The sequence below is a fragment of the Peribacillus suis genome, from assembly GCF_059384845.1.
Map to the genome: position 1 here is coordinate 913,111 of NZ_CM182019.1, position 19,858 is coordinate 932,968.

Annotated in this window: 21 protein-coding genes and 1 riboswitch; of the genes, 12 read left to right on the top strand and 9 right to left on the bottom strand. The window is 41.4% G+C overall.

Features of this window, described 5'->3' with window-relative positions; translation table 11 throughout:
* Window positions 1-9: 9 nt before the first annotated feature.
* Window positions 10-1,314, top strand: coding sequence for a CitMHS family transporter (locus AC503W_RS04480; RefSeq protein WP_407407537.1), 1,305 nt, complete (start codon window positions 10-12; stop codon window positions 1,312-1,314).
* A gap of 168 nt (window positions 1,315-1,482) precedes the next feature.
* Complete coding sequence (locus tag AC503W_RS04485; RefSeq protein WP_494916222.1) at window positions 1,483-2,112, top strand: superoxide dismutase family protein; 630 nt, start codon at window positions 1,483-1,485, stop codon at window positions 2,110-2,112.
* Window positions 2,113-2,382: 270 nt separating this feature from the next.
* Here the strand turns inward: AC503W_RS04485 and trhO are convergent, their stop codons facing one another.
* Window positions 2,383-3,348 carry an oxygen-dependent tRNA uridine(34) hydroxylase TrhO gene (gene trhO / locus AC503W_RS04490; protein ID WP_402867619.1) on the bottom strand — a complete coding sequence of 322 codons (966 nt, stop codon included), beginning with the start codon at window positions 3,346-3,348 and terminating at the stop codon, window positions 2,383-2,385.
* Between the two features lie 142 nt (window positions 3,349-3,490).
* On the opposite strand from trhO, the gene AC503W_RS04495 reads away from it, so the two are divergent.
* From AC503W_RS04495 to AC503W_RS04505, 3 genes are all read left to right on the top strand, one after another.
* Window positions 3,491-4,537 carry a nitronate monooxygenase gene (locus AC503W_RS04495; protein ID WP_407407540.1) on the top strand — a complete coding sequence of 349 codons (1,047 nt, stop codon included), beginning with the start codon at window positions 3,491-3,493 and terminating at the stop codon, window positions 4,535-4,537.
* On the top strand, window positions 4,527-4,988 hold the full coding sequence (locus AC503W_RS04500; RefSeq protein ID WP_407407542.1) for a GNAT family N-acetyltransferase: 462 nt from the start codon (window positions 4,527-4,529) through the stop codon (window positions 4,986-4,988). Before AC503W_RS04495 ends, AC503W_RS04500 begins: the two co-directional genes overlap by 11 nt.
* Window positions 4,989-5,055: 67 nt before the next feature.
* Window positions 5,056-5,217: a hypothetical protein gene (locus AC503W_RS04505; protein WP_407407544.1), complete on the top strand. Its 162-nt coding sequence runs from the start codon at window positions 5,056-5,058 to the stop codon at window positions 5,215-5,217.
* 44 nt (window positions 5,218-5,261) lie between these two features.
* Here AC503W_RS04505 and AC503W_RS04510 read toward each other — a convergent pair whose 3' ends face one another.
* Window positions 5,262-5,840, bottom strand: coding sequence for a GNAT family N-acetyltransferase (locus tag AC503W_RS04510; RefSeq protein ID WP_407407546.1), 579 nt, complete (start codon window positions 5,838-5,840; stop codon window positions 5,262-5,264).
* A 106-nt stretch (window positions 5,841-5,946) separates the two neighbouring features.
* Here AC503W_RS04510 and pdxR point away from each other — a divergent pair, with 106 nt between their 5' ends.
* Complete coding sequence (gene pdxR / locus AC503W_RS04515; RefSeq protein WP_494916225.1) at window positions 5,947-7,341, top strand: MocR-like pyridoxine biosynthesis transcription factor PdxR; 1,395 nt, start codon at window positions 5,947-5,949, stop codon at window positions 7,339-7,341.
* Window positions 7,342-7,386: 45 nt separating this feature from the next.
* On the opposite strand, the gene AC503W_RS04520 is transcribed toward pdxR, so the two are convergent.
* Together AC503W_RS04520 and AC503W_RS04525 are read right to left on the bottom strand one after the other, a co-directional pair.
* Complete coding sequence (locus AC503W_RS04520) at window positions 7,387-7,809, bottom strand: MarR family winged helix-turn-helix transcriptional regulator (RefSeq protein ID WP_402867625.1); 423 nt, start codon at window positions 7,807-7,809, stop codon at window positions 7,387-7,389.
* A 317-nt stretch (window positions 7,810-8,126) separates the two neighbouring features.
* Window positions 8,127-8,330, bottom strand: a complete 204-nt coding sequence (locus tag AC503W_RS04525; RefSeq protein WP_402867626.1) for a YczO family protein — start codon at window positions 8,328-8,330, stop codon at window positions 8,127-8,129.
* Between the two features lie 127 nt (window positions 8,331-8,457).
* Here AC503W_RS04525 and ytvI point away from each other — a divergent pair, with 127 nt between their 5' ends.
* Entirely contained in the window at window positions 8,458-9,504 is a 1,047-nt protein-coding gene (ytvI, locus tag AC503W_RS04530) for a sporulation integral membrane protein YtvI (RefSeq protein ID WP_402990271.1), read from the top strand.
* 370 nt (window positions 9,505-9,874) lie between these two features.
* Here ytvI and AC503W_RS04535 read toward each other — a convergent pair whose 3' ends face one another.
* Window positions 9,875-11,227: a hemolysin family protein gene (locus tag AC503W_RS04535; protein WP_402867628.1), complete on the bottom strand. Its 1,353-nt coding sequence runs from the start codon at window positions 11,225-11,227 to the stop codon at window positions 9,875-9,877.
* A gap of 601 nt (window positions 11,228-11,828) precedes the next feature.
* On the opposite strand from AC503W_RS04535, the gene AC503W_RS04540 reads away from it, so the two are divergent.
* From AC503W_RS04540 to uptA, 4 genes are all read left to right on the top strand, one after another.
* The gene (locus AC503W_RS04540; protein WP_494916229.1) at window positions 11,829-12,404 is read left to right on the top strand and encodes a YitT family protein; all 576 of its coding nucleotides are present in this window, start codon (window positions 11,829-11,831) and stop codon (window positions 12,402-12,404) included.
* Between the two features lie 88 nt (window positions 12,405-12,492).
* The gene (locus tag AC503W_RS04545) at window positions 12,493-13,206 is read left to right on the top strand and encodes a FixH family protein (protein WP_407407554.1); all 714 of its coding nucleotides are present in this window, start codon (window positions 12,493-12,495) and stop codon (window positions 13,204-13,206) included.
* A gap of 105 nt (window positions 13,207-13,311) precedes the next feature.
* Window positions 13,312-13,485, top strand: a complete 174-nt coding sequence (locus AC503W_RS04550) for an Lmo0850 family protein (protein ID WP_407407556.1) — start codon at window positions 13,312-13,314, stop codon at window positions 13,483-13,485.
* Window positions 13,486-13,649: 164 nt separating this feature from the next.
* On the top strand, window positions 13,650-14,279 hold the full coding sequence (gene uptA, locus AC503W_RS04555) for an undecaprenyl phosphate transporter UptA (protein ID WP_494917269.1): 630 nt from the start codon (window positions 13,650-13,652) through the stop codon (window positions 14,277-14,279).
* Window positions 14,280-14,322: 43 nt separating this feature from the next.
* Here the strand turns inward: uptA and AC503W_RS04560 are convergent, their stop codons facing one another.
* The 3 genes from AC503W_RS04560 to AC503W_RS04570 all read right to left on the bottom strand — a co-directional run bounded on the left by AC503W_RS04560 (window position 14,323) and on the right by AC503W_RS04570 (window position 18,141).
* Entirely contained in the window at window positions 14,323-15,654 is a 1,332-nt protein-coding gene (locus tag AC503W_RS04560) for a hemolysin family protein (protein WP_402955541.1), read from the bottom strand.
* 266 nt (window positions 15,655-15,920) lie between these two features.
* Complete coding sequence (locus AC503W_RS04565) at window positions 15,921-17,030, bottom strand: histidine kinase N-terminal domain-containing protein (RefSeq protein ID WP_494916231.1); 1,110 nt, start codon at window positions 17,028-17,030, stop codon at window positions 15,921-15,923.
* A 223-nt stretch (window positions 17,031-17,253) separates the two neighbouring features.
* Window positions 17,254-18,141 carry a cation diffusion facilitator family transporter gene (locus AC503W_RS04570; protein ID WP_402990265.1) on the bottom strand — a complete coding sequence of 296 codons (888 nt, stop codon included), beginning with the start codon at window positions 18,139-18,141 and terminating at the stop codon, window positions 17,254-17,256.
* A 250-nt stretch (window positions 18,142-18,391) separates the two neighbouring features.
* Window positions 18,392-18,494, top strand: a riboswitch (TPP riboswitch).
* A 98-nt stretch (window positions 18,495-18,592) separates the two neighbouring features.
* Between AC503W_RS04570 and thiT the strand changes: the two genes are divergently transcribed.
* Entirely contained in the window at window positions 18,593-19,174 is a 582-nt protein-coding gene (gene thiT / locus AC503W_RS04575; RefSeq protein ID WP_402867636.1) for an energy-coupled thiamine transporter ThiT, read from the top strand.
* Between the two features lie 52 nt (window positions 19,175-19,226).
* Here thiT and AC503W_RS04580 read toward each other — a convergent pair whose 3' ends face one another.
* Window positions 19,227-19,751 (bottom strand): universal stress protein, encoded by a 525-nt coding sequence (locus AC503W_RS04580; RefSeq protein ID WP_402867637.1) that lies wholly within the window; start codon window positions 19,749-19,751, stop codon window positions 19,227-19,229.
* Window positions 19,752-19,858 lie beyond the last annotated feature (107 nt).

Consider the following 19,858-nt stretch of genomic DNA (forward strand, 5'->3'; position numbering starts at 1 on the left):
AGAGTCTACATGTTATCAATTCTTGGATTTTGCATGATTTTTACATTTCTTATTTTAGTCATTTCAAAGCGACTTTCTGTAGTGGTTGCCTTCATTTTCACTGCCATCATTTTTGCATTGATCGGTGGGTTTGCGTCGGAAATGGGAGAAATGATGATGGCGGGGATTATAAAGGTAACGCCAACGGCCGTTATGATTGTATTTGCTATTTTATATTTTGGCTTGATGCTAGACGTTGGTTTATTTGAACCTATGATTACCAAGATACTAAGCCTTGTGAAGGGGGACCCACTAAAGGTTGTGATGGCCACTGCCATCATCACGATGCTAGTAGGGTTAGATGGTGACGGGTCTTCCACCTTTATGATCACCGTAACAGCCATGTTGCCGCTCTATATAAGGTTAGGGATGAATAGGCTTATATTGGCGTGTGTGGTTGCTTTAGCTGCAGGCGTCATGAATATCATCCCTTGGGGCGGCCCGTTGGTAAGAGCAGCAGCCAGTCTACAAGTGGAAGTATCAGACTTATTCATTCCGCTCATTCCGGTCATGATTGCAGGGCTGATATGGACGCTGTTTTCCGCCTATATCCTTGGGAAGAAGGAAAGAGCTAGATTGGGCATCACTTCATTGCAGACACCAATGCCTTCAGGGTTAGGTGAACAGGCTGCTGCGGTTGAAGCTACTAATGGTACAACCATGAAGTTTTGGTTTAATTGGTTATTGACGATCGCGTTAATGGTATTTTTGGTAATGGAAGTGTTGCCTCTACAAATCTTATTCGCTTCGGCTTTTGCCATAGCATTATTCGTTAACTTTCCAAATCCAAAAGAACAGCAGGAAAGGATATTAAGCCATGCCAATAGTTTTGTTATGATCTGTACACTTATCTTTGCAGCGGGTATTTTCACGGGCGTCTTCACGGAAACGAAGATGATGGATTCGATGGCTTCTTCCATCGTGACCGTTATTCCGGATTGGCTTGGTGCACATCTACCTGTTGTTGTGGCACTTACTAGCATTCCGATGGGCTTCATTTTTTCACCTGACGCATATTACTTTGGAATTATTCCCATCATTAGCGAGGCTGCGGCGAACTTTGGAATTGCCCCAGTTGAAATCGGGAGGGCCGCTTTATTAGGTCATTCCACAACAGGCTTTCCCTTATCCCCCTTGGTTCCTGCCACATTCATTCTGATTGGGCTGGTTGGTGTGGACTTTGGTGATCATCAAAAGTTTCTATTTAAATGGGCGTGTGGGACAACGATTGTAATGACGATCGTGGCTATCACTCTTGGGGTGATTCCATTATAAGAGGTGAGTCTAATAAACTAGTATGGAAAATTTTTTACTGTGAGATTAGTTAGATTTTTATCATGCTCATAGAATCTATTTTCCCATTTATCCCTCTCTCTGTTTATCCTTTCAAAATAGTGGAAATGATTAAGAAGACTATACATAAATGAAAGAGAGAGGGTACTGATGATGAACTATAAGCAAAAGCTGCTGTTGCCAGCATGTGCCGCCTTTTTGTTGTATGGATGCAATTCAGAGGATAACTCAACGAATGCAGACAAAACCGTGGAAGATTCAAAACCGGTACAGGGAACACAAACGGAAGTGGACCCACAAGCACAGGCGGAAGTTAAGGATACTGCGGGTAAAACTTTAGGTACTGTCAATTTTTCCGCGGAAGAGAATTCCGTCTTGATCGAAGCGGTACTGGAAGGGTTAGAACCCGGTTATCATGGGTTCCATATTCATGAAAATGCAGCATGTGAAGCGGATGCAAAGGAAGGCCCTTTTACTACAGCCGGGGGGCACTTCAATCCAACAGATGAAAAGCACTCCCATCATGCTGGGGATATGCTTCCTCTTTTTGCTAAAGAAGATGGAACAGCCAAATATACAGCCACGTTGGATAACATGACAGTGGAACAACTGAAGCAAGAAGAGCTTTCGGTCATCGTTCATGCAAATCCGGACAACTTTGCCAATATTCCTGACCATTATGAAGCGGATGGAGAAAAGGGACCGAATGAGGACACGTTGAAAACAGGTGATGCCGGTGACAGGCAAGCATGCGGGATTGTAGTAAGCACAGATAAGTAAGGGCATGAGCGATTCTTCTATGGAGGAATCGCTTTTTACATACTATTTGTAGCTTAGCTTAGCCTAAATCAACCACGAACGGCGATAATTCGACCGCAATCCGAATTATTTCAACCATACCAAGCAATATTTCAACCACGCAACATATTAATTCAACCATAGACAAAAAAGCTGAAAAAAAAGGATTTTTCTATCGTGATATAGAAGTAAGAGAAAAGCATGAAAAAACCCGAATCAGGACAAGGAGTCGATTGATTCGGGTTTCATGGCTTATTCTGCTGTAGCGGTTTCTTTAATAAGTTGTAGTCGTTCTGCCACTTCTTCTTCAGACAAGTTATGCTCGACTACATAGCGATTACGTGGGTGCACCCGACATTCGTGGGAACAGCTGCGTAAGTGTTTGTGCTCGTTTTCTTCACTGCAAAGGATTTTCTTGTTGCATTCCGGGTTCGCGCAGTTCACATAACGCTCACATGGTTCGCCGGAGAAGATATCCCTGCCGACGATGACATGTTCCTTTTGATTGATCGGAACGGCAATTCTTTGATCGAATACATACATTTGACCATCCCAAAGATCGCCTTGCACTTCAGGGTCTTTTCCGTATGTTGCGATGCCTCCGTGAAGCTGGCTGACATCTTCAAAGCCTTCTTTGACAAGCCATCCGGAGAATTTTTCGCAACGGATTCCGCCTGTGCAATACGTAAGGATTTTTTTACCTTCAAACATCTCTTTATTCTCACGTACCCATTCCGGAAGTTCACGGAAATTCGTGATATCTGGCTTGATTGCGCCGCGGAAGTGACCCAAATCAAATTCATAGTCATTTCTCGCATCAAGTACGACTGTATTTTCATCTTGCATTTGCTCGTAAAATTCTTTTGGGCTTAAGTAATTCCCTGTCGTCTGGTTTGGATCGACGTCATCTTCCAATCGAAGCGTAACCAGTTCATTTTTTGGACGGACATGCATTTTTTTGAAGGCATGGCCATCGGCTTCATCGATTTTATAGACCATATCAGCAAAGCGGGGATCGCTTTTCATCATGTCCATGTATTTTTCGGTTTGTTCGATTGTACCGGATACCGTACCGTTGATCCCTTCCTGGGCAACTAAAATCCGGCCTTTCAATTCAAGTTCTTTACATGCCGCAAGATGTTCGGCAGCGAACTCTACGTGATTCTCGATTGGTGTATACAAGTAATACAATAAAACTCTATATGGTTTTGTTTCCATTTTTTAATTACCACCTATGATTTATATTTGCAAGATATAAAGGGTGATCAGTTAAGACACTTTTCTCTTACAGACAATCATTATACCAAGAAAACATAACTTTGATAAGTGAATCATGAAAAATGAAAGGGGCCTCTTAAAAATGCTTCAAGATTTAATGAAATATCCCATCATTCAAGCCCCAATGGCTGGAGGCGCATCCACACCGAAACTGGCCGCAACGGTTTCTGCTGCAGGAGGATTGGGGTTTCTCGCAGCTGGCTATAAAACTGCAGAGGAAATGAGAAACGAAATGGAAGAGGTGCGCCGATTGACTGGGCGGCCTTTTGGCGTGAATGTGTTCGTGCCAAGTAAAGAGGTTGTGGATGAATCCAGACTCACCGCCTACCGGGAAAAAATACAAAAAGAGGCGGAAAGTGTAGGGGCTTCAATAGGGGAACCCATGAGCGACGATGATGACTGGGTCAATAAAATAGCCGTGTTAAAAGAACTCCGGGTCGCCGTTGTGAGTTTCACATTTGGGTGTCCAGAATCCGGTATCATCAAGGAACTCCAACATGCCGGTACGCTTGTTACGGTATCGGTGACGAACCCTACAGAGGCACAAATTGCAGTGACGGCGGGAGCGGATATCCTTTGTGTACAAGGGATTGAGGCAGGCGGCCATCGTGCCAGTTTTGATAACGAGTCAGAAAGTGACCAAGCGCTTTTGGAATTGATCAAGATCGTAAAAAAAGAAACGAACGTGCCGATAATTGCCGCAGGCGGATTGATGGATGGAAAAGACATTGCCGGTGTTCTTGCAGCAGGGGCAGTAGCGGCACAGTTGGGAACCGCTTTTCTATGTTGCCCGGAAAGTGGCGCAAGCCCAGCTCATAAGGCAGCGCTCCATAATCCACGGTTTACCGATACGGCGATCACCCGGGCATTTAGCGGCCGCCGTGCTCGGGGATTGGTGAATCGCTTCTTAATGGAATATGACACGGTCGCCCCGGCAGCCTATCCTTATGTTCATCACATGACGAAACAGATGCGAAAGGTGGCGGGACAAAAAGGCGAACCTGAATTGATGGCTCTATGGGCAGGAGAAGGATACAAACGGAGTCGAACGCTTCCCGCCTCGGTATTGATGGGAGAGTTGGTTGAAGAAATGAATATAGAATCTAGGAGAGTATGTCATGAAAATTAGACCCTTGAATCCAGATGAAGTACCACCGATGGAGTTACTGTTGCTTGCTGATCCTTCAAAAGAATTGGTTGAGACCTATTTTGAGAGGGGAACGTGTTTTGTCGCTGAATCGGATGGGCTGATAACCGGCGTGTATGTCTTGAAGGGATTGACCGATGACACGATAGAAATCGTCAACGTTGCTGTCGCGGAACAATACCAAGGTGAAGGCCTGGGGAAAAGGCTGGTCAATCATGCGATTCATCATGCGAAATCACTGGGGTATCACTCCATCGAAATCGGCACGGGTAATTCAGGGATGGGGCAGCTGGCCCTTTATCAAAAATGTGGATTTAGAATAACCGATATCGATCGCGATTTTTTCACGAGGAATTATCCAGAGCCCATTTATGAAAATGGGATACAGTGCAGGGACATGATTCGTTTATCTCAAACCATCGGGAGCACCTAATGCCGTTAGGGAAATCAATCCAATGTAGGCATCCCATCTTACTGGATAGAGCATAGGAGGAAAAATCATGCTTTTCGGCGATTCCATTTATCTATTGTTTGCGTTGCTCATGCCACTTTTTTTCGCTATTGTCGTATTCATATTCATTCGTTCTATTAAAAAGCAGAATGAATCTTTACAGCAAAAGGAGAAGGAAAGTACAACTCATAAACAATCATCCGAAAATTAATCCATGGTCAAGAGAGTGTCCAAATGAATGGGCACTCTCTTGATTCATTTCCCCAAAAACCCTTCCAACTTCTGCTTCACATTCGGCCACTCTTCTTTGAGAATGCTGAACACCACGGTGTTTCTGACTCTCCCATCTTTCAGTACTTTTTCTTTTCGTAACATCCCCTCTTCAACAGCTCCAAGCCTAGCAATGGCCGCACGTGAAGCACTGTTCAGCTCATCTGTCCTGAATTCTACACGATTCATGTGCCACGTTTCAAAGGCATGCTGTAAAAGTAAATATTTGCATTCGGTGTTGACGGCTGTCCTCCACTTTGAAGGGTGATACCAGGTCGAGCCGATTTCCACTGTTTGATTATCGAATCGTATATCCCTTAGGCTTGTGCTGCCGATAACCGATTGAGTCGAAGAATCGATTACCGCAAAGGGATGGTGCTGATTCTTTTCCCTTGATAAGATGCCTTGCTGTACAAATTCCACAGCGTCTTGATGAGACAAAATCTTCGTCGCACTCCATACCCAGATTTCTTTGGGGAGGGAGGCTGTGTAAATCGGTTCGATATGATTTTCCATCAGGGGTACCAGTGAAACGTATTTCCCGGTTAATTCAAACGGCTTCATGTTCATTCCTCCAATCAAGTAATATCTTGATTATAAAAAAAATCTGGTACTATAATAAGAACCAGAACTGTTATAATTTATGGAACCAGTAAAAGGGGTGGGCGCCATGTACGAAATCACTTTTCAACTCGAAAAAACAAAGGATCGACCATTATATGTTCAACTGTATCACTATTTGAAAAAGGAAATTCAGAATGGGCAAATAAAGGCTGGAATGAAGTTACCCTCAAAACGAAAGCTAGCCGTTCATTTAGGTATTGGCTTGAATACGGTGGATTCAGCTTATCAGCAGCTAATCGTGGAAGGGTATGTGGAGAGCCGGGTGAGAAAAGGATATTTCGCAGCGGAAATCGATCGGATTTCTTCCATTATGGAGCAAGTAACCACGACTAGTAATCCAGAGACCATTTTGCCAATTGTAACCAACATGATAGATTTTCATTATGGCCATGTGGATATCGACTCCTTCCCACATACCGTGTGGAAAAAGTGCATGAATAATACGCTGTACCTTCAGGAAAGGGACATGTTCATCAGCGGGGACCCTCAAGGGGAGCATGGTCTTAGGAACGAAATTGCGGACTACCTTTTTCAGTCAAGAGGGGTGCGGTGTGTCCCTAATCAAATCATCATCGGAGCGGGTACACAGTATTTCATTCATCTTTTGCGTCTTCTTCTTGGCAAGGAGAGAGTATTTGGGTTGGAAGACCCCGGGTTTCATCGGGTGAGAGAAGTATTGAAAGTGGAGGGAGCTGAGATGAGGTTCATTCCTTGTGATGAAAGCGGGTTGTGTGTGGAATCATTAAAGGAAAGCCAAGCTGATATCGCCTATGTTACCCCTTCTCACCAATTCCCGTTAGGAATGATCATGCCCATATCACGAAGGGTGGAATTATTGAAATGGGCAGGTAGAAAGAATGGCTATATTATTGAAGATGACTATGATGGGGAATTCCGACATACAGGCAAACCTATACCGTCTCTGCAAGGTCTGGATACAGGTGGAAGGGTGATCTATTTAGGCACGTTTTCTAAATCATTGATTCCCACGATTAGAGCGGGATATATGGTACTACCTCCTGAGTTAGCCGATCTTTACCAAAGGAAATTACAAGGATACAAACAGACCATTTCCAAAATGATCCAAGAAACGGTCTGTCTTTTTATAAAAGATGGCCATTGGGAACGGCATCTGAATAGAATGAGAATCCTGTATCGAAAAAAGAATCAAGTGTTGCTTGCTGAACTAGAAGAAACCTTCCATGATCAAATAACGGTAATAGGAGAGAAGTCCGGACTACATATTCTAGTGCAAGTCCATAGTGATAAATCCGAAGCCGAGCTTATTCAAACCGCTGAAAGAAAGGGAGTGAAGGTATACCCCACTTCGGTTTATCATTCAAAGAAAGACAACCATCCAACCATTTTGATGGGATATGGCGGTTTATCTGAATCAGATATCAAAGAAGGGATTCGCCTGTTAAAAAAGGCGTGGCTCTAGCTTTTGAATCACTTATATAAAAGGGATTTAAAAGAATGATGGCAATTAATCTCTAATATTATTTAGAATTTTAAGCAGTGTTTGGAAAAATAAGTCCTGCTCCTCTTCGGAAATGCCATCTAAGGCTTTTCCTTCGATCTTATCCGCAATCTTCATGCATTTCATATGTACTTCTTTTCCTCTGGGCGTGAGTTCAATTCGCTTTTCCTCTTCATCCTTCCCAGGGACTTGTTTGATCATATGGTTCTCTTCCATGCTATTCACGGAACGGGTAATGATCACGCTATCAACGTCTAGATAATTGGATATGTCATTGATGGTAGAATAACCACAGTTCTTTAAATAATTCAAGATTGTCCATTGGTTATGATAAATATTCAGGCTTGTGATCTGTTCGTTCATATTTTTTACGATAGTTCTGGATAATTGTAAATGTTGATGGAATAGCTGATTTTGTTTGTTTTTCATATAATTCTCCTTCATAATGAACGGCCACTTCATTATAATTTATAAATTGAAAAAGTCTAAGATAAAGAAAGATTCATATGATTCATTTTACTCATAACCGATTTTATCTTCAAGACATGTAAGGGGTATCATTTGTCGTACTTTGTGAGTAGTTGAACATAAACAAGTGCCAAAAAGAGAACGACCCTTTGTATTATACGACAAACATACAGAAATTTTAAGTATCGTCTTGCAAATCATGGGGAACTATCTTTTTCCAATTTGCCCTTACAAAAATATCAACTAAAAAAACCAGCATGGAAGCTGGTTTTTTGTCGTTAAATTCTTTCGCTTGCGGAGCGGTGTTTGGTTTCTTCTTTATTTCGTTCTTCTTCTTTTTCGTATTTAATGTCTTCTAGTGGCAAATCGTCGATGGGCATGACAAGCTGATCACGTTCTAGTTGTTTCTCTTGATTTTCTTTGAAAGCCTTGGATTTATCATTACGTTCCTGCAGAGTTTTATCTTTTTTTAAGTTATCCATAATCGATCCCTCCATCTCTTTCCTTATCTTTTCCCTTGAAATGAGAAAATAAAACGTATAACCGAAATATATGGGAGATTCTTTCATAAATATAGGAGAAATAGGTAAGGGCAAGGGGGTGTAGTAATTGAATTTCGCTATGTTTTTTCGCTGGTTTTGGAAGGCGGCTATCCTTTTAGGGATTATATTCTTGATTCCTTACTCGTGGGCGCTGATTTTTGCTCTAGTAACCGCCATCATATTGGATGGATTAGTGAACTTTATAAGCAAAATGTTAAACGTACATCGCCTCTGGGGCGTGTTGGTTTCCTTCATTATCTATGTAGGTGGCTTTATCGGCTTGATTTATTTCTCGCTTTCCGTTCTAATCAAACGGATTATCGTCCATTCTGAAAAGCTACCGATTTTAATTCGAGAAATTTATCTCACGGCAATTTTGCCGGTCATCAGGCAATGGGAGCAATATTCCCAAACGTTGCCGCCTAATCTCATTCAGTCAATCGAACTTACGATGGAAAAAGGAGTCATGGCTCTTGAGGGGTTTACGAAGGACTTTGTCCAGGACATGGTTCAGCTTGTTACACTCGTACCCGCCTTTTTTATAGATTTCTTGATCTATTTAATTGCTTTGTTCTTAATCAGTCTTGAGCTACCGATGTTGAAGAGAAAGCTAGTTTCTTTTTTAAGGGAGTCAACCTACCAAAAAATCACCATGGTTTATCAAGATCTTAGTATGGCGGCTGTCGGGTTCTTTAGGGCGCAGATTGTATTGAGTTTATTCACGTTCTTGATGGCCTATGCGGGACTATGGATCCTAGATGTGAAATACACCTTGATCTTGGCTCTTTTAATCGTCATCGTCGATATTCTCCCGATATTGGGAACAGGGTCAGTGCTCGTTCCTTGGGCTGTCATTGTATGGACGCAAGGAAATCATCACCTTGGCATTGGTCTAATCATCTTGTTCCTGGTCATAACCGTTGTCAGGAGGACCATTGAGCCAAAAATCTATTCAGCAAATATGGGTTTAACCCCGCTAGCGTCGCTTGTCAGTCTTTATTTAGGATTTAAAGTGCTGGGGGTAATCGGACTTTTCCTAGGGCCGGCTATCCTCATCGTTTATAATACATTGAAGAGGGCTGGTGTCATCAAGCTTCATCATTTTAAAATATGAGCCATTGTTAGAAATTCTTAATGGAGTTTACTGAATTGGACATATCTTTAACCGTTTTACCTTTTCCTTTACAATGATTGCAGTTCCGTGAAAAGAACTGTAGATAGCGAGTTTTGCCTTTCCCTTTGCATTGCTGGCAAATGGTTATAACTTTCATCAGTCTTCACTCCTTAATTATGATGATGTTTCTTTAACAGTATGAAACAAGAAAGGTAGAACTATACCTCAATCACTATAAATAGAGGGGGATTTCTTACTATAATATGAAAGTTTTTTGTCTCATGTACCATAATGAAAGTGAAATCATGGAAGATGCCATGATGTAGGGTAGAAAAAACCCCGTCCTAATAAACTAGGGCGGGGTTTTCCATTAAGAAACGATTTCAGTCTGCGACATTAAAGGAAATTCCTTTACTTCGCTTACTGCTTTTGCAGGTTTATAAATCTCGATATAGCTGATATGGTGGTCTTCCATTTCTTTTATTTTAAAATGGTAAGGTCCATAATTCAGAATATCGCCTTGTTTGGCTTCGTAGTTCTCGGTAAGAATCCAGCCACCCATCGTATCGATATCTTCATCGTTGATATCGATGCCAAGTAAATCATTTATTTCACTGACCAATACCTTTGCATCGATAATATAATGATTTTCCTTCACTTTACGAACGTCAGGGACTTCATCTAAGTCGAACTCATCCCGAATATCACCGACAATCTCTTCCAGGATATCTTCAACGGTCACTAATCCCGATGTGCCGCCATATTCATCCATGAGGATTGCCATGTGTACACGTTCTTTTTGCATCTTTAATAGTAAATCGTGGATGGGGATGCTATCGATGACACGAATGATCGGACGAACATAACGATTGATCGTAGATGTTGCCTGATTTTTCTTGTCTATCATTTCCGTGAAAAGTTCCTTGATATTGACCAGTCCGATGATATGGTCTTTATCACCATCGATAACTGGGTATCGAGTGAAGTTTTCTTCAGCCATGATGGAAAAAAACTGCTGTATGGTATCATCTTTGGAAATCGTGGCGATTTCGGTACGAGGAACCATGATTTCCTTTGCTATGCGATCATCGAATTCAAAAATTTTATTCACATATTTAAACTCAGATTGGTTAATTTCGCCGCTTTTATAGCTTTCTGAAACAATGATGCGAAGCTCTTCTTCCGTATGAGCCAAGTCATGCTCAGAAACTGCTTTTAATCCAAACATTTTTGTTAGCACTCTTGCAGAGCCATTAAGTACCCAGATGAAAGGATACATGACTTTGTTAAATCCAATTAGCGGTTTGGCAATGAATAATGTTACTTGCTCTGCTTTTTGAATGGCCATCGTCTTTGGTGCCAGTTCTCCCACCACCACATGAATGAAGGTGATCAAAGAAAAGGCAATCGCGATTGAAAGGATATGTGAAGCAGATTCAGGGATATTTAATTGAGTGAGAAGCGGGCCCAAAATACTTTCAACTGTCGGTTCTCCCAGCCACCCCAGTCCTAATGCCGTAACTGTAATTCCCAGTTGGCATGTTGACAGGTATTCGTCGAGATTGGATGTGACCTTCTTTGCTGCTAGGGCATTCGGCTTACCTTCTTCAATTAATTGATCGATCTTCGTGCTCCTCACTTTAACAATCGCAAACTCCGAAGCTACAAAAAATGCTGTTAAAGCAATTAAAATGGCAATAAGTACCAAGTTTATTATGTCCAAAAAGTCTCCCTTACATCGCCTATGAGACGAATAAGGAGTCCACCTCCTACATTTTTAAAATATACAAGTATATTTTTTTTGTCGTGCTAAATAGCTAAAACGTACTGGAGTCGTGCATGAAGGCTGCAAGTTTACACTCCGTTTTTAAATGAATAGAGTACTAGTATATGTGTATTAGCGATACGTAGACGGGAAATAGAAGAATTTTGCAAGGAAAATGCAATCAAGATTATTTAATACCGTGCACTTTTTCGCCAGGCAAAGCAGCGTCCGTCCGTCACAACGAACGTTCTTTAATGTCCCATCCAATCACCTCAGTTTAATTGATTTAAATACTTTCATTATAGAAAGAGTTAGTCATCCAGTCAAATTGCCTAATACTCGCAAAATGGTGGAAATGGCTTGTAAAAGGTTCATTTGTTTCACTATTTGACGGTTTTTGACCAATTCCTTTCCTATAACCATTATATAATGGAATATTCAGAAAATTAAAGGTCTATGCCTATAAAAAATAAAAAAGGCCTTTTATTAATTTTTAGCTTCTCTGTACATAGGATATAGGATTGGGACAAGATTATCCATTATAAAGGATGTGGGAGTCATGATGATCATCGAAAAGATGGCAGCCATACTGGCCGGAAGTATGCTTGTGGGTGTAGGAATTAATTTTTTTCTCATTCCTTATCACTTGTTGGATGGTGGCATGATTGGGATTGGTTTAATCATTCATTATTTTCTAGGGCTTCCAACTGGGTTAGGCGTTATTCTGAGCAGTATTCCCCTATATATATATGCTTGGTATTACGAAAAAAAACTATTCCTCAACAGTTTGCATGGCCTACTTTTCTCTTCGTTATGTATCGATATTTTTTCCGAGGCTGTCATCGATTGGAATCTTCCCATCTATATAAGTGCCATAATCGGAGGGGGATTAATCGGGCTGGGAATCGGGCTCATGCTCCGGTATGGTACATCAACAGGCGGGACCGACATGCTTGCACAGATCATTTCCAGGAAAAGCGGGCTTAATGCCGGCATGTTAATTTTCTTCATAGATGGATGTGTCCTCATTGTGGGCCTGAGCGTGGTGGACCTGACTGTGTTTTTCTATTCATTTTTGACCATCATCGCGGTGGCGATGCTGACTTCGGTAACCGTGATGCGGACCGCAACTTAATAGAATGTATATATTTCAGTTATCTGGGAAGGATGGTGTATAAAACGACCGTCTTATCGGTTAATTATGAAAAAGAAGGAAGTTTTCGATGAAGAAATTTTATTTGTCAGCCATATTATTGTTTGCGTTAGCAGGATGTCAGGAAACCGAAAAGCCAGAAGATAAAGAAGTGAGCAATGCCATACCTGAAACCATGGAGGCCACTATATCCGTTAAAGGGACATTAGTCTCCGGAAAAGAGGTCATCCTTGAAACCACAGTGAAGGAAGGAAGCCAACTTGTAAATGAAGCTGGTGAGGTTCTTTTTGAAGTGAGGAAATCCGGACAGGATAAACGGGAAATGTTAGATGCAAAGAATACGGGAAGCGGGACATATCAAGTGATGCACACCTTCAAGGAACAAGGGAAGTATCATGTAATTGCCCATGTAACAGCTAAAAATCAACATGTGATGCCGGAAAAAGAAGTGGTCATTACTGATAATGAAAGTGAAAACACCTCGGTACACCCAAGGTCGAATGTCTTGATCGAGTTTCATAACAATCCTGTGACGGCGGGGAACAGTTCCACCTTTGAAGCCAATGTGCATTTGGATGGGAAGGCTTTGACTGATGCAGATGTAAATTTTGAGGTGTGGAAAGAAGGCAGTGAAGAAAGTTATTTCACCAAGGCGAAAGAAGAGGGAAAAGGGACTTATCTAAATAAATTGTCCTTTGACGAGGCGGGAACTTATAAGATTCAGGTGCATGTGGAAAAAGAAGAAGTGCATGAACATCAGTTACAAACGATACAGGTTAATTGATGAGAATATCTACCCTTTTTGGCGAGTATTTATCCAGATAGGTTTTAGCCTTACTTTTAATGGGAACGTAAAGGATAACGAATACAGCAGGAAGGGAGGGTAAGCATGAAAAATGAAATAATCAACAAGTACAAAAATCTCGGGGTCCATATTCAAAAAACGAAATCACGTCAGGAGATTTTCACGAATATTTCTCACACTGATTCATCCTTACTCACCTTAGAGTTCGCAATTGCTTTTTCAAACGATGTACAAAAACAGGAAATAAAAGAATATTAATCACAAGGAGACCGGGAAAGACAAGCTGGTCTTTTTTTTGTTATCTAAAATCATATCCCAATCTGACTGTTCCTTTTTTCAGGAAAATGAATAGAACGGATTTTTCCGCAATAGGATAGAAGGACAACCAAGTCAAAATTAGCGGAAAAGGGAGTCATTACATGATGTCAGAGCTGATTATGAAGATACTGAATTGGTTTGCGGAGATGGGATATATCGGTATTTTATTGGGGTTGATGGTGGAAATCATCCCCAGTGAGCTCGTACTTGGATACGGTGGCTATTTGATCGGAATGGGTAAGATGAACTTTTTGGGTGCCGTTATCGCAGGTGTAGTGGGAGGTACGATTGCCCAATTATTCCTTTATTGGGCTGGTTATTATGGAGGACGGACATTCCTTTTAAAGTATGGAAAATATATATTCATTAAAGAAGCTCATATGATAATGGCCGAAGAATGGTTCCAACGGTATGGGGTGGGGGTGGTGTTCACAGCTCGCTTCATTCCTGTCGTACGACATGCCATTTCCATACCAGCTGGGATTGCCCGGATGTCCGCCTGGACATTCACTTTTTATACAGTGGCAGCCGTCATCCCTTGGACGATATTGTTCTTGTCATTGGGTCGGATTTTGGGGGAGAATTGGCAACAAATTAGAGAAATCACTGCACCTTATTTGATTCCTGTAGCAGGTTTTTCATTCATCTTGATCATGTTGTATATCATTTGGAAGAAAAAGAGCCCGCCGCCAATCGTGACGGTCAAAAAGGTTGGGTCTGATAAAAGAATATAAAAAAATGGCCCCGGTAAGAATACTAGGGCCATTTTTCTTATTCTTAATCTTGTGGAAGGTTCTCCTCAAGTGTCAGCTGTTCTACTTTTTTTGTCACTTCAATAAAACGGATGGCGTGTTCATCCATCTCAATGACTTTGAAACAGAAACCATCTTTTTCCATGATGTCGCCAACTAGTACATCATAATTTTCCGTTAAGATCCAGCCACCGATTGTATCTACATCCTCTTCATCCAGGTGAATGCCAAGTAAGTCATTCACGTCTTTTACTAGAAGTTTGGAATCCAAGATATAGTGTCCATCCTTGATCTTACGAATGGAAGGAACTTCATCGATATCGAATTCATCACGAATTTCCCCGACGATTTCCTCAAGGATATCTTCAACGGTGACGAGACCGGAAGTACCACCATATTCATCCATCAAGATGGCCATGTGAATCCGCTCTTTTTGCATTTTTAGCAGTAATGTGTGAATGGGTATATTCTCCATGACCCGAATGATCGGGCGGGTATATTGTTCAATGGTTTTGGACTGGATATCCCGGTCCTTAATTAGGTCAGAAAAAACTTCTTTCAGATTGACCAAGCCAATCACATGATCCTTATCACCTTCGACAACGGGGTAACGCGTGTATTTTTCCGTTTTGGCAACATCGACGAAACCTTGTACGGTTTCATCTTTGGAAATGGTAAGGATTTCTGTTCTTGGAACCATGATTTCCTTGGCTACCCGGTCATCAAAATCAAATATATTGCTTACATATTTGAATTCGGATTGATTGATTTCCCCACTTTTATAGCTGTCCGAAAGGATGAAACGCAATTCTTCCTCCGTATGAGCAAGCTCGCTTTCCGAAGCGGATTTGAAGCCGAATAATCCAACGACAAACCGAGAGGAATGATTCAATAACCAGATGAACGGAAACGCGATCTTATGGAAAAGGATCAGAGGTTTGGCGATGGCCAAGGCAACCTCTTCCGCTTTTTGTATGGCAACCGTTTTAGGTGCGAGTTCACCTACGACGACATTCAAGAAGGTCATTAGGGAAAATGCAATGATAAAGGACAAAATACCTGCCACTTTGTTCGGAATATGTAATAGCTCGAATAAAGGTTCTATCAATTTATAGATTGTCGGTTGCCCAAGCCACCCAAGTCCAAGGGCGGTCACGGTAATGCCGAGCTGTGTTGCAGATAGGTATTCATCGAGATCGGATGTCACCTTTTTTGCAGCTAAGGCTTTCCTGTTTCCTTCTTCTATCAATTGGTCGATTCGCGAGCTTCGTACCCTAATGATTGAAAACTCGGAAGCAACAAAAAAGGCGGTTAAAGCGATTAAGATAATGACTAAGGCTAAACTAAATATGTCCAATAGTGAGGGATGTAATTGAACCGTTTACTTTTACCAAACGGGTTAATTATCCCAGTCACCTCCCAAAAACAAAAATGAATAAAATGTATAATGACTGTAAAAAAAGTAGATGGAATGATCTTGAAATGAATGTCTTCGAGCTTTTATTTACCAATCTTTAGATTTATTCATCACGATTATACAAGTCACCTAATTATAGTATAAGGAACTACCAGGGAATCAGTCAAAAATTACACACTACATCCCCTTGATTTGGTGACTTTTACTTATGATTTTGTTTTTACGCGTATGGAGAATGTAGTTAAGAAGTCTGTTGAATGACAAGTCAAGGTGCCCTGATGCTTCAGGATGATTTCCTTGCAAACGAATAGTCCCAACCCTGTGCCCCTTTTTTTCGTTGTGATGAAGGGTTCAAAGATGCTAGGAAGCACCTCGGAAGGTATCTTTGGACCGTTATTAGAAATATTCAAGGTTAAGAAACCTGATGCGACCGAACCGGAAATGTCTATGGATGGATTTGGCGTTTCCGTAACCACATCCAGGGCATTCAATATGATATTGAGTAATACTTGCCTGAATTCCTCCTTGGAGCCGGCCAACTGGGCATCGCCCTCGATATTACAGGAGACGGTAGCATTTACTTCCAAGATGCTAGGGTATAGGAATTCAATCACTTCATCTACCAGGGGGGCGATTGGAAATATTTCATTTTGTGTAGTATCCGTTTCCCTCTTGGAAAGGTTAAGAAATTGTGTAATCCGATAATTAAGCTGATCCAATTCCTTTGAAATGATGTCCAGATACTTAATCTCTGGCTGTTCGGCTTGTAATAATTGAATGAAACCCATGATGGAAGTAAGGGGATTCCGGAACTCATGGACAAAACTTGATGTCATCTGGCCTAAAAGGGTCAAACGGTCTTTATGATTTGGATTGATCAGCTGATATTGCTCCGCAATCTGCTTCGTCTTTAAATCGGTATAACTGGATAAAGCGAAATAAATGAGTTTATCGAAGTACGCATTTATTTGGTGGATAACCGCAGATAGTTCTCCTTTGATGGCTTCGTAAGCGAGAAATTGATCAATGATGATCGATCTTCCGGTAGAGGTTATGGAAAAGAACATATCCATATTCAAATGCTGTTTAACCCGGCCGGCTGAAATCTTTTCCCCTAAATCCTTCAGCATATCATCTATGTTAGTATCTGTATTTTTCAGTTGTTTCATCAGTGAATTTAGAATTTTTTCTATTTCTTCTTCAAAATATTCTATATAGCCATCTGATAAATGCTTTAATCGCTCTTTCCATTCGGTAAGGATAGTAGTTTTATGAGAAGATAGGAAGTGAAGAGTCATTTCTCGATTCAATACCATTTTGCCCTCCATGTGTAGGAAAATGAATTTATCTTACTTAATTATGAATGAATTAGAATATAATTCCAAAATGTAATATATGGTTTTAATAATAACAGATTGAAAGCGTTCTTTAAATACTCATTCATGCGGTAAATGATTGGTAAAAGGGGAAAGGCTTTGTTTATATTAGGTAAACATTGTATTAATAGGGGGTTTACACATATAAAAAAGGCACCGTTCATTATTGACGGGTACCTTTTTTTTGAAATGTATAGGGTTCGATATGGACAATGACATGTTTGATGTCATGTTCCTTTAATAAGTTTTCTTCAACTTTCACTGTAATGTCATGACTTTGGATGACGGTCAAGAGCGGATTGACATGCACGGTTGTTTCAACCAGAATTTCATTCCCATGCATCCGAGCTTTAATTTCACTCATGTCTTTCACCCCATCCGTCAACAGGATGGTTTGACCTATTTGTTGGAGATGCTGTTCATCGAAACCGTCGGTCAAGGAAAGTGAAGCGTCGTGGAAAATATCCCAAGCCGTTTTGCAGATCATCAGACCTACCACTAAAGCCGCAACCGCATCCAACCAGTCTATGCCGATTGTGGTACCGATAATACCTACGAAAGCACCGATACTGACAAGAGCATCAGAACGGTTGTCCTGTGCGACAGCATGGATGGAGGCGCTGTTTATTTTTTTGCTTAAAGCCAAGTTGTAACGATAAACCCCGTACATGAAGATGGCGGAGAATAAAGCGACATAAGCTGTGAACATATTTGGTACAACTGTCGCGTCCTGCGAAAAGAATGATTCGATGGCGCTGTATATGACCTGTAATCCGACGGTGATCATAATGAAGGCGGCAACCAGAGAAGCTACGGTTTCAGCTCTCAGATGACCGTATGAATGATTATTATCAGGTGGTCGCCTTGATATTTTTAAGCCTATTAATACAGCGACAGAGGCAATGATATCGGTCGTGTTGTTTAAACCATCTGCCCAAAGTCCTTTCGAGTCTCCAAAGTAACCAAACGTTAATTTGAGGGCCGACAAGAATATGTATGCGGCTATACTGATATAGGCGCCCTTTTCAGCAGAAATTGAATGTTTATCCATGTCTTTTCCCCCTCGTGCAAAATAACCTTTATAAAGATATCAAATTGAACCCTAGTGAGTCTATAGAAAAATTGTCGTCTTTATCCATCTAACTTGGCATATGGCATGTGTATTGAGGCCATGTAAAGAAGTTGGCTGGATGAAAAAATATAACCAGTAATAGGGAAAAACGCTCGTGGATATAATAGTGTTATTTACTTGTCAATTAGAGAAACTAGTAGTATATTCTAACCGAGGAACAAAAATTAAATACTTCCACAAGGGGAGCCAAGATGGCTGAGAGTGAACGGTTGAGTTCAGACCCTATGAACCTGTTAGTTAGTACTAGCGTAGGGATGTGGTTTTGGATAGCAATACTGGGCATCCATTACCGCCCTGGTGTTGCTTTTTTGCATGCCGAAAAAGCGACACGGGACTCATGGGCACTTTTGCACGTGGAGAAGGGTGAGAGATGATGAAACATAAAACATTATTCATGACAGAGGTCGCGATTTTTTCTGCATTGGCATTACTGCTGGATATAGTATCCGGTTTTGTCTTTGCAAGGATATGGCCACAGGGGGGATCGATTTCCATTGCCATGGTACCGATATTCTTAATGGCCTATCGTTGGGGAATCAAGGGCGGAATGGCCACCGGTTTACTATTGGGGCTTTTACAGATTGCCACTGGTTTGGCATTTCTGGCAACGCCGCTTCAAGGATTTATCGAATATTTCCTTGCTTTTACCGCCGTGGGATTATCCGGGTTGTTCATGAATAAATTTGTGAATAACCGTAAAGGGGGAAAACGGTTAAGAGGGGATATATATGCGGTTTGTGGCATGTTTGTGGGGAGCTTCCTGAGGTTTCTTTGCCATTTTACAGCAGGTATCGTTTTCTTTGGGGAATATGCGCCAGACGGGCAACCAGTCGTCCTCTATTCCTTGATTTACAATGGGACATATATGCTGTTTAGTTTTATTTTATCAGCAATCGTGGTAATGGTGCTCTATTCGGCTGCTTCGAATGTCTTGTTGAAGAAAGCCATCTAAAGACAGACCTTTTAAAAGGGCCGGCTCGATTATGAGCCGGCCCTTTTCTCCATTATTTTGCAATAAATACCGAGCATGGTGCCTGCTTGGCTATGGAACTGCTGGTGCTTCCGAGGAAGAACTTTTCCAGGCCGCTTTTTGCACTGTTGCCGACGATGATTAAATCGGCGTTCGCCCGCTTTGCATAGTCACATATGCTATCCGTGGCATTTCCCTCTAAAATCTCGATATTTCCATTAACCTGGCATTCACTGAGCAACCTCATCATATTGCTTTCAGCCATCCTCACATTGTTTTCATGAACGGTGGGAGTATCGTTCATGTGCATTTGACTTTGTTGTTCTACTTCTGTTACGGGATGCGTTTGTGAAGGGTCGACATAAAATCCTGCTGCCGGTACGAACCCAGGAGCGGATGCACTCTCGATGATGCGGCTTTCACCTTTTGGATTCAGAACTTGAACAATGGTCAATTCAGCTTCCGGAAAGGCCTTTTTTAATGAAGCTCCATATTCCACTGCGCGGTTGCTCTCTTCATTTCCATCATAAGCGGCGACGATACGTTTTAATTGTTTCATCTAAGATCATCTCTCCCCATAATTTGTCATTATAGGTTATATACCCGTTTTTATTGGTTTCATGCCTTTTTCAGGTGTATATTGATTTATAAATGTGGGTAAAGGGT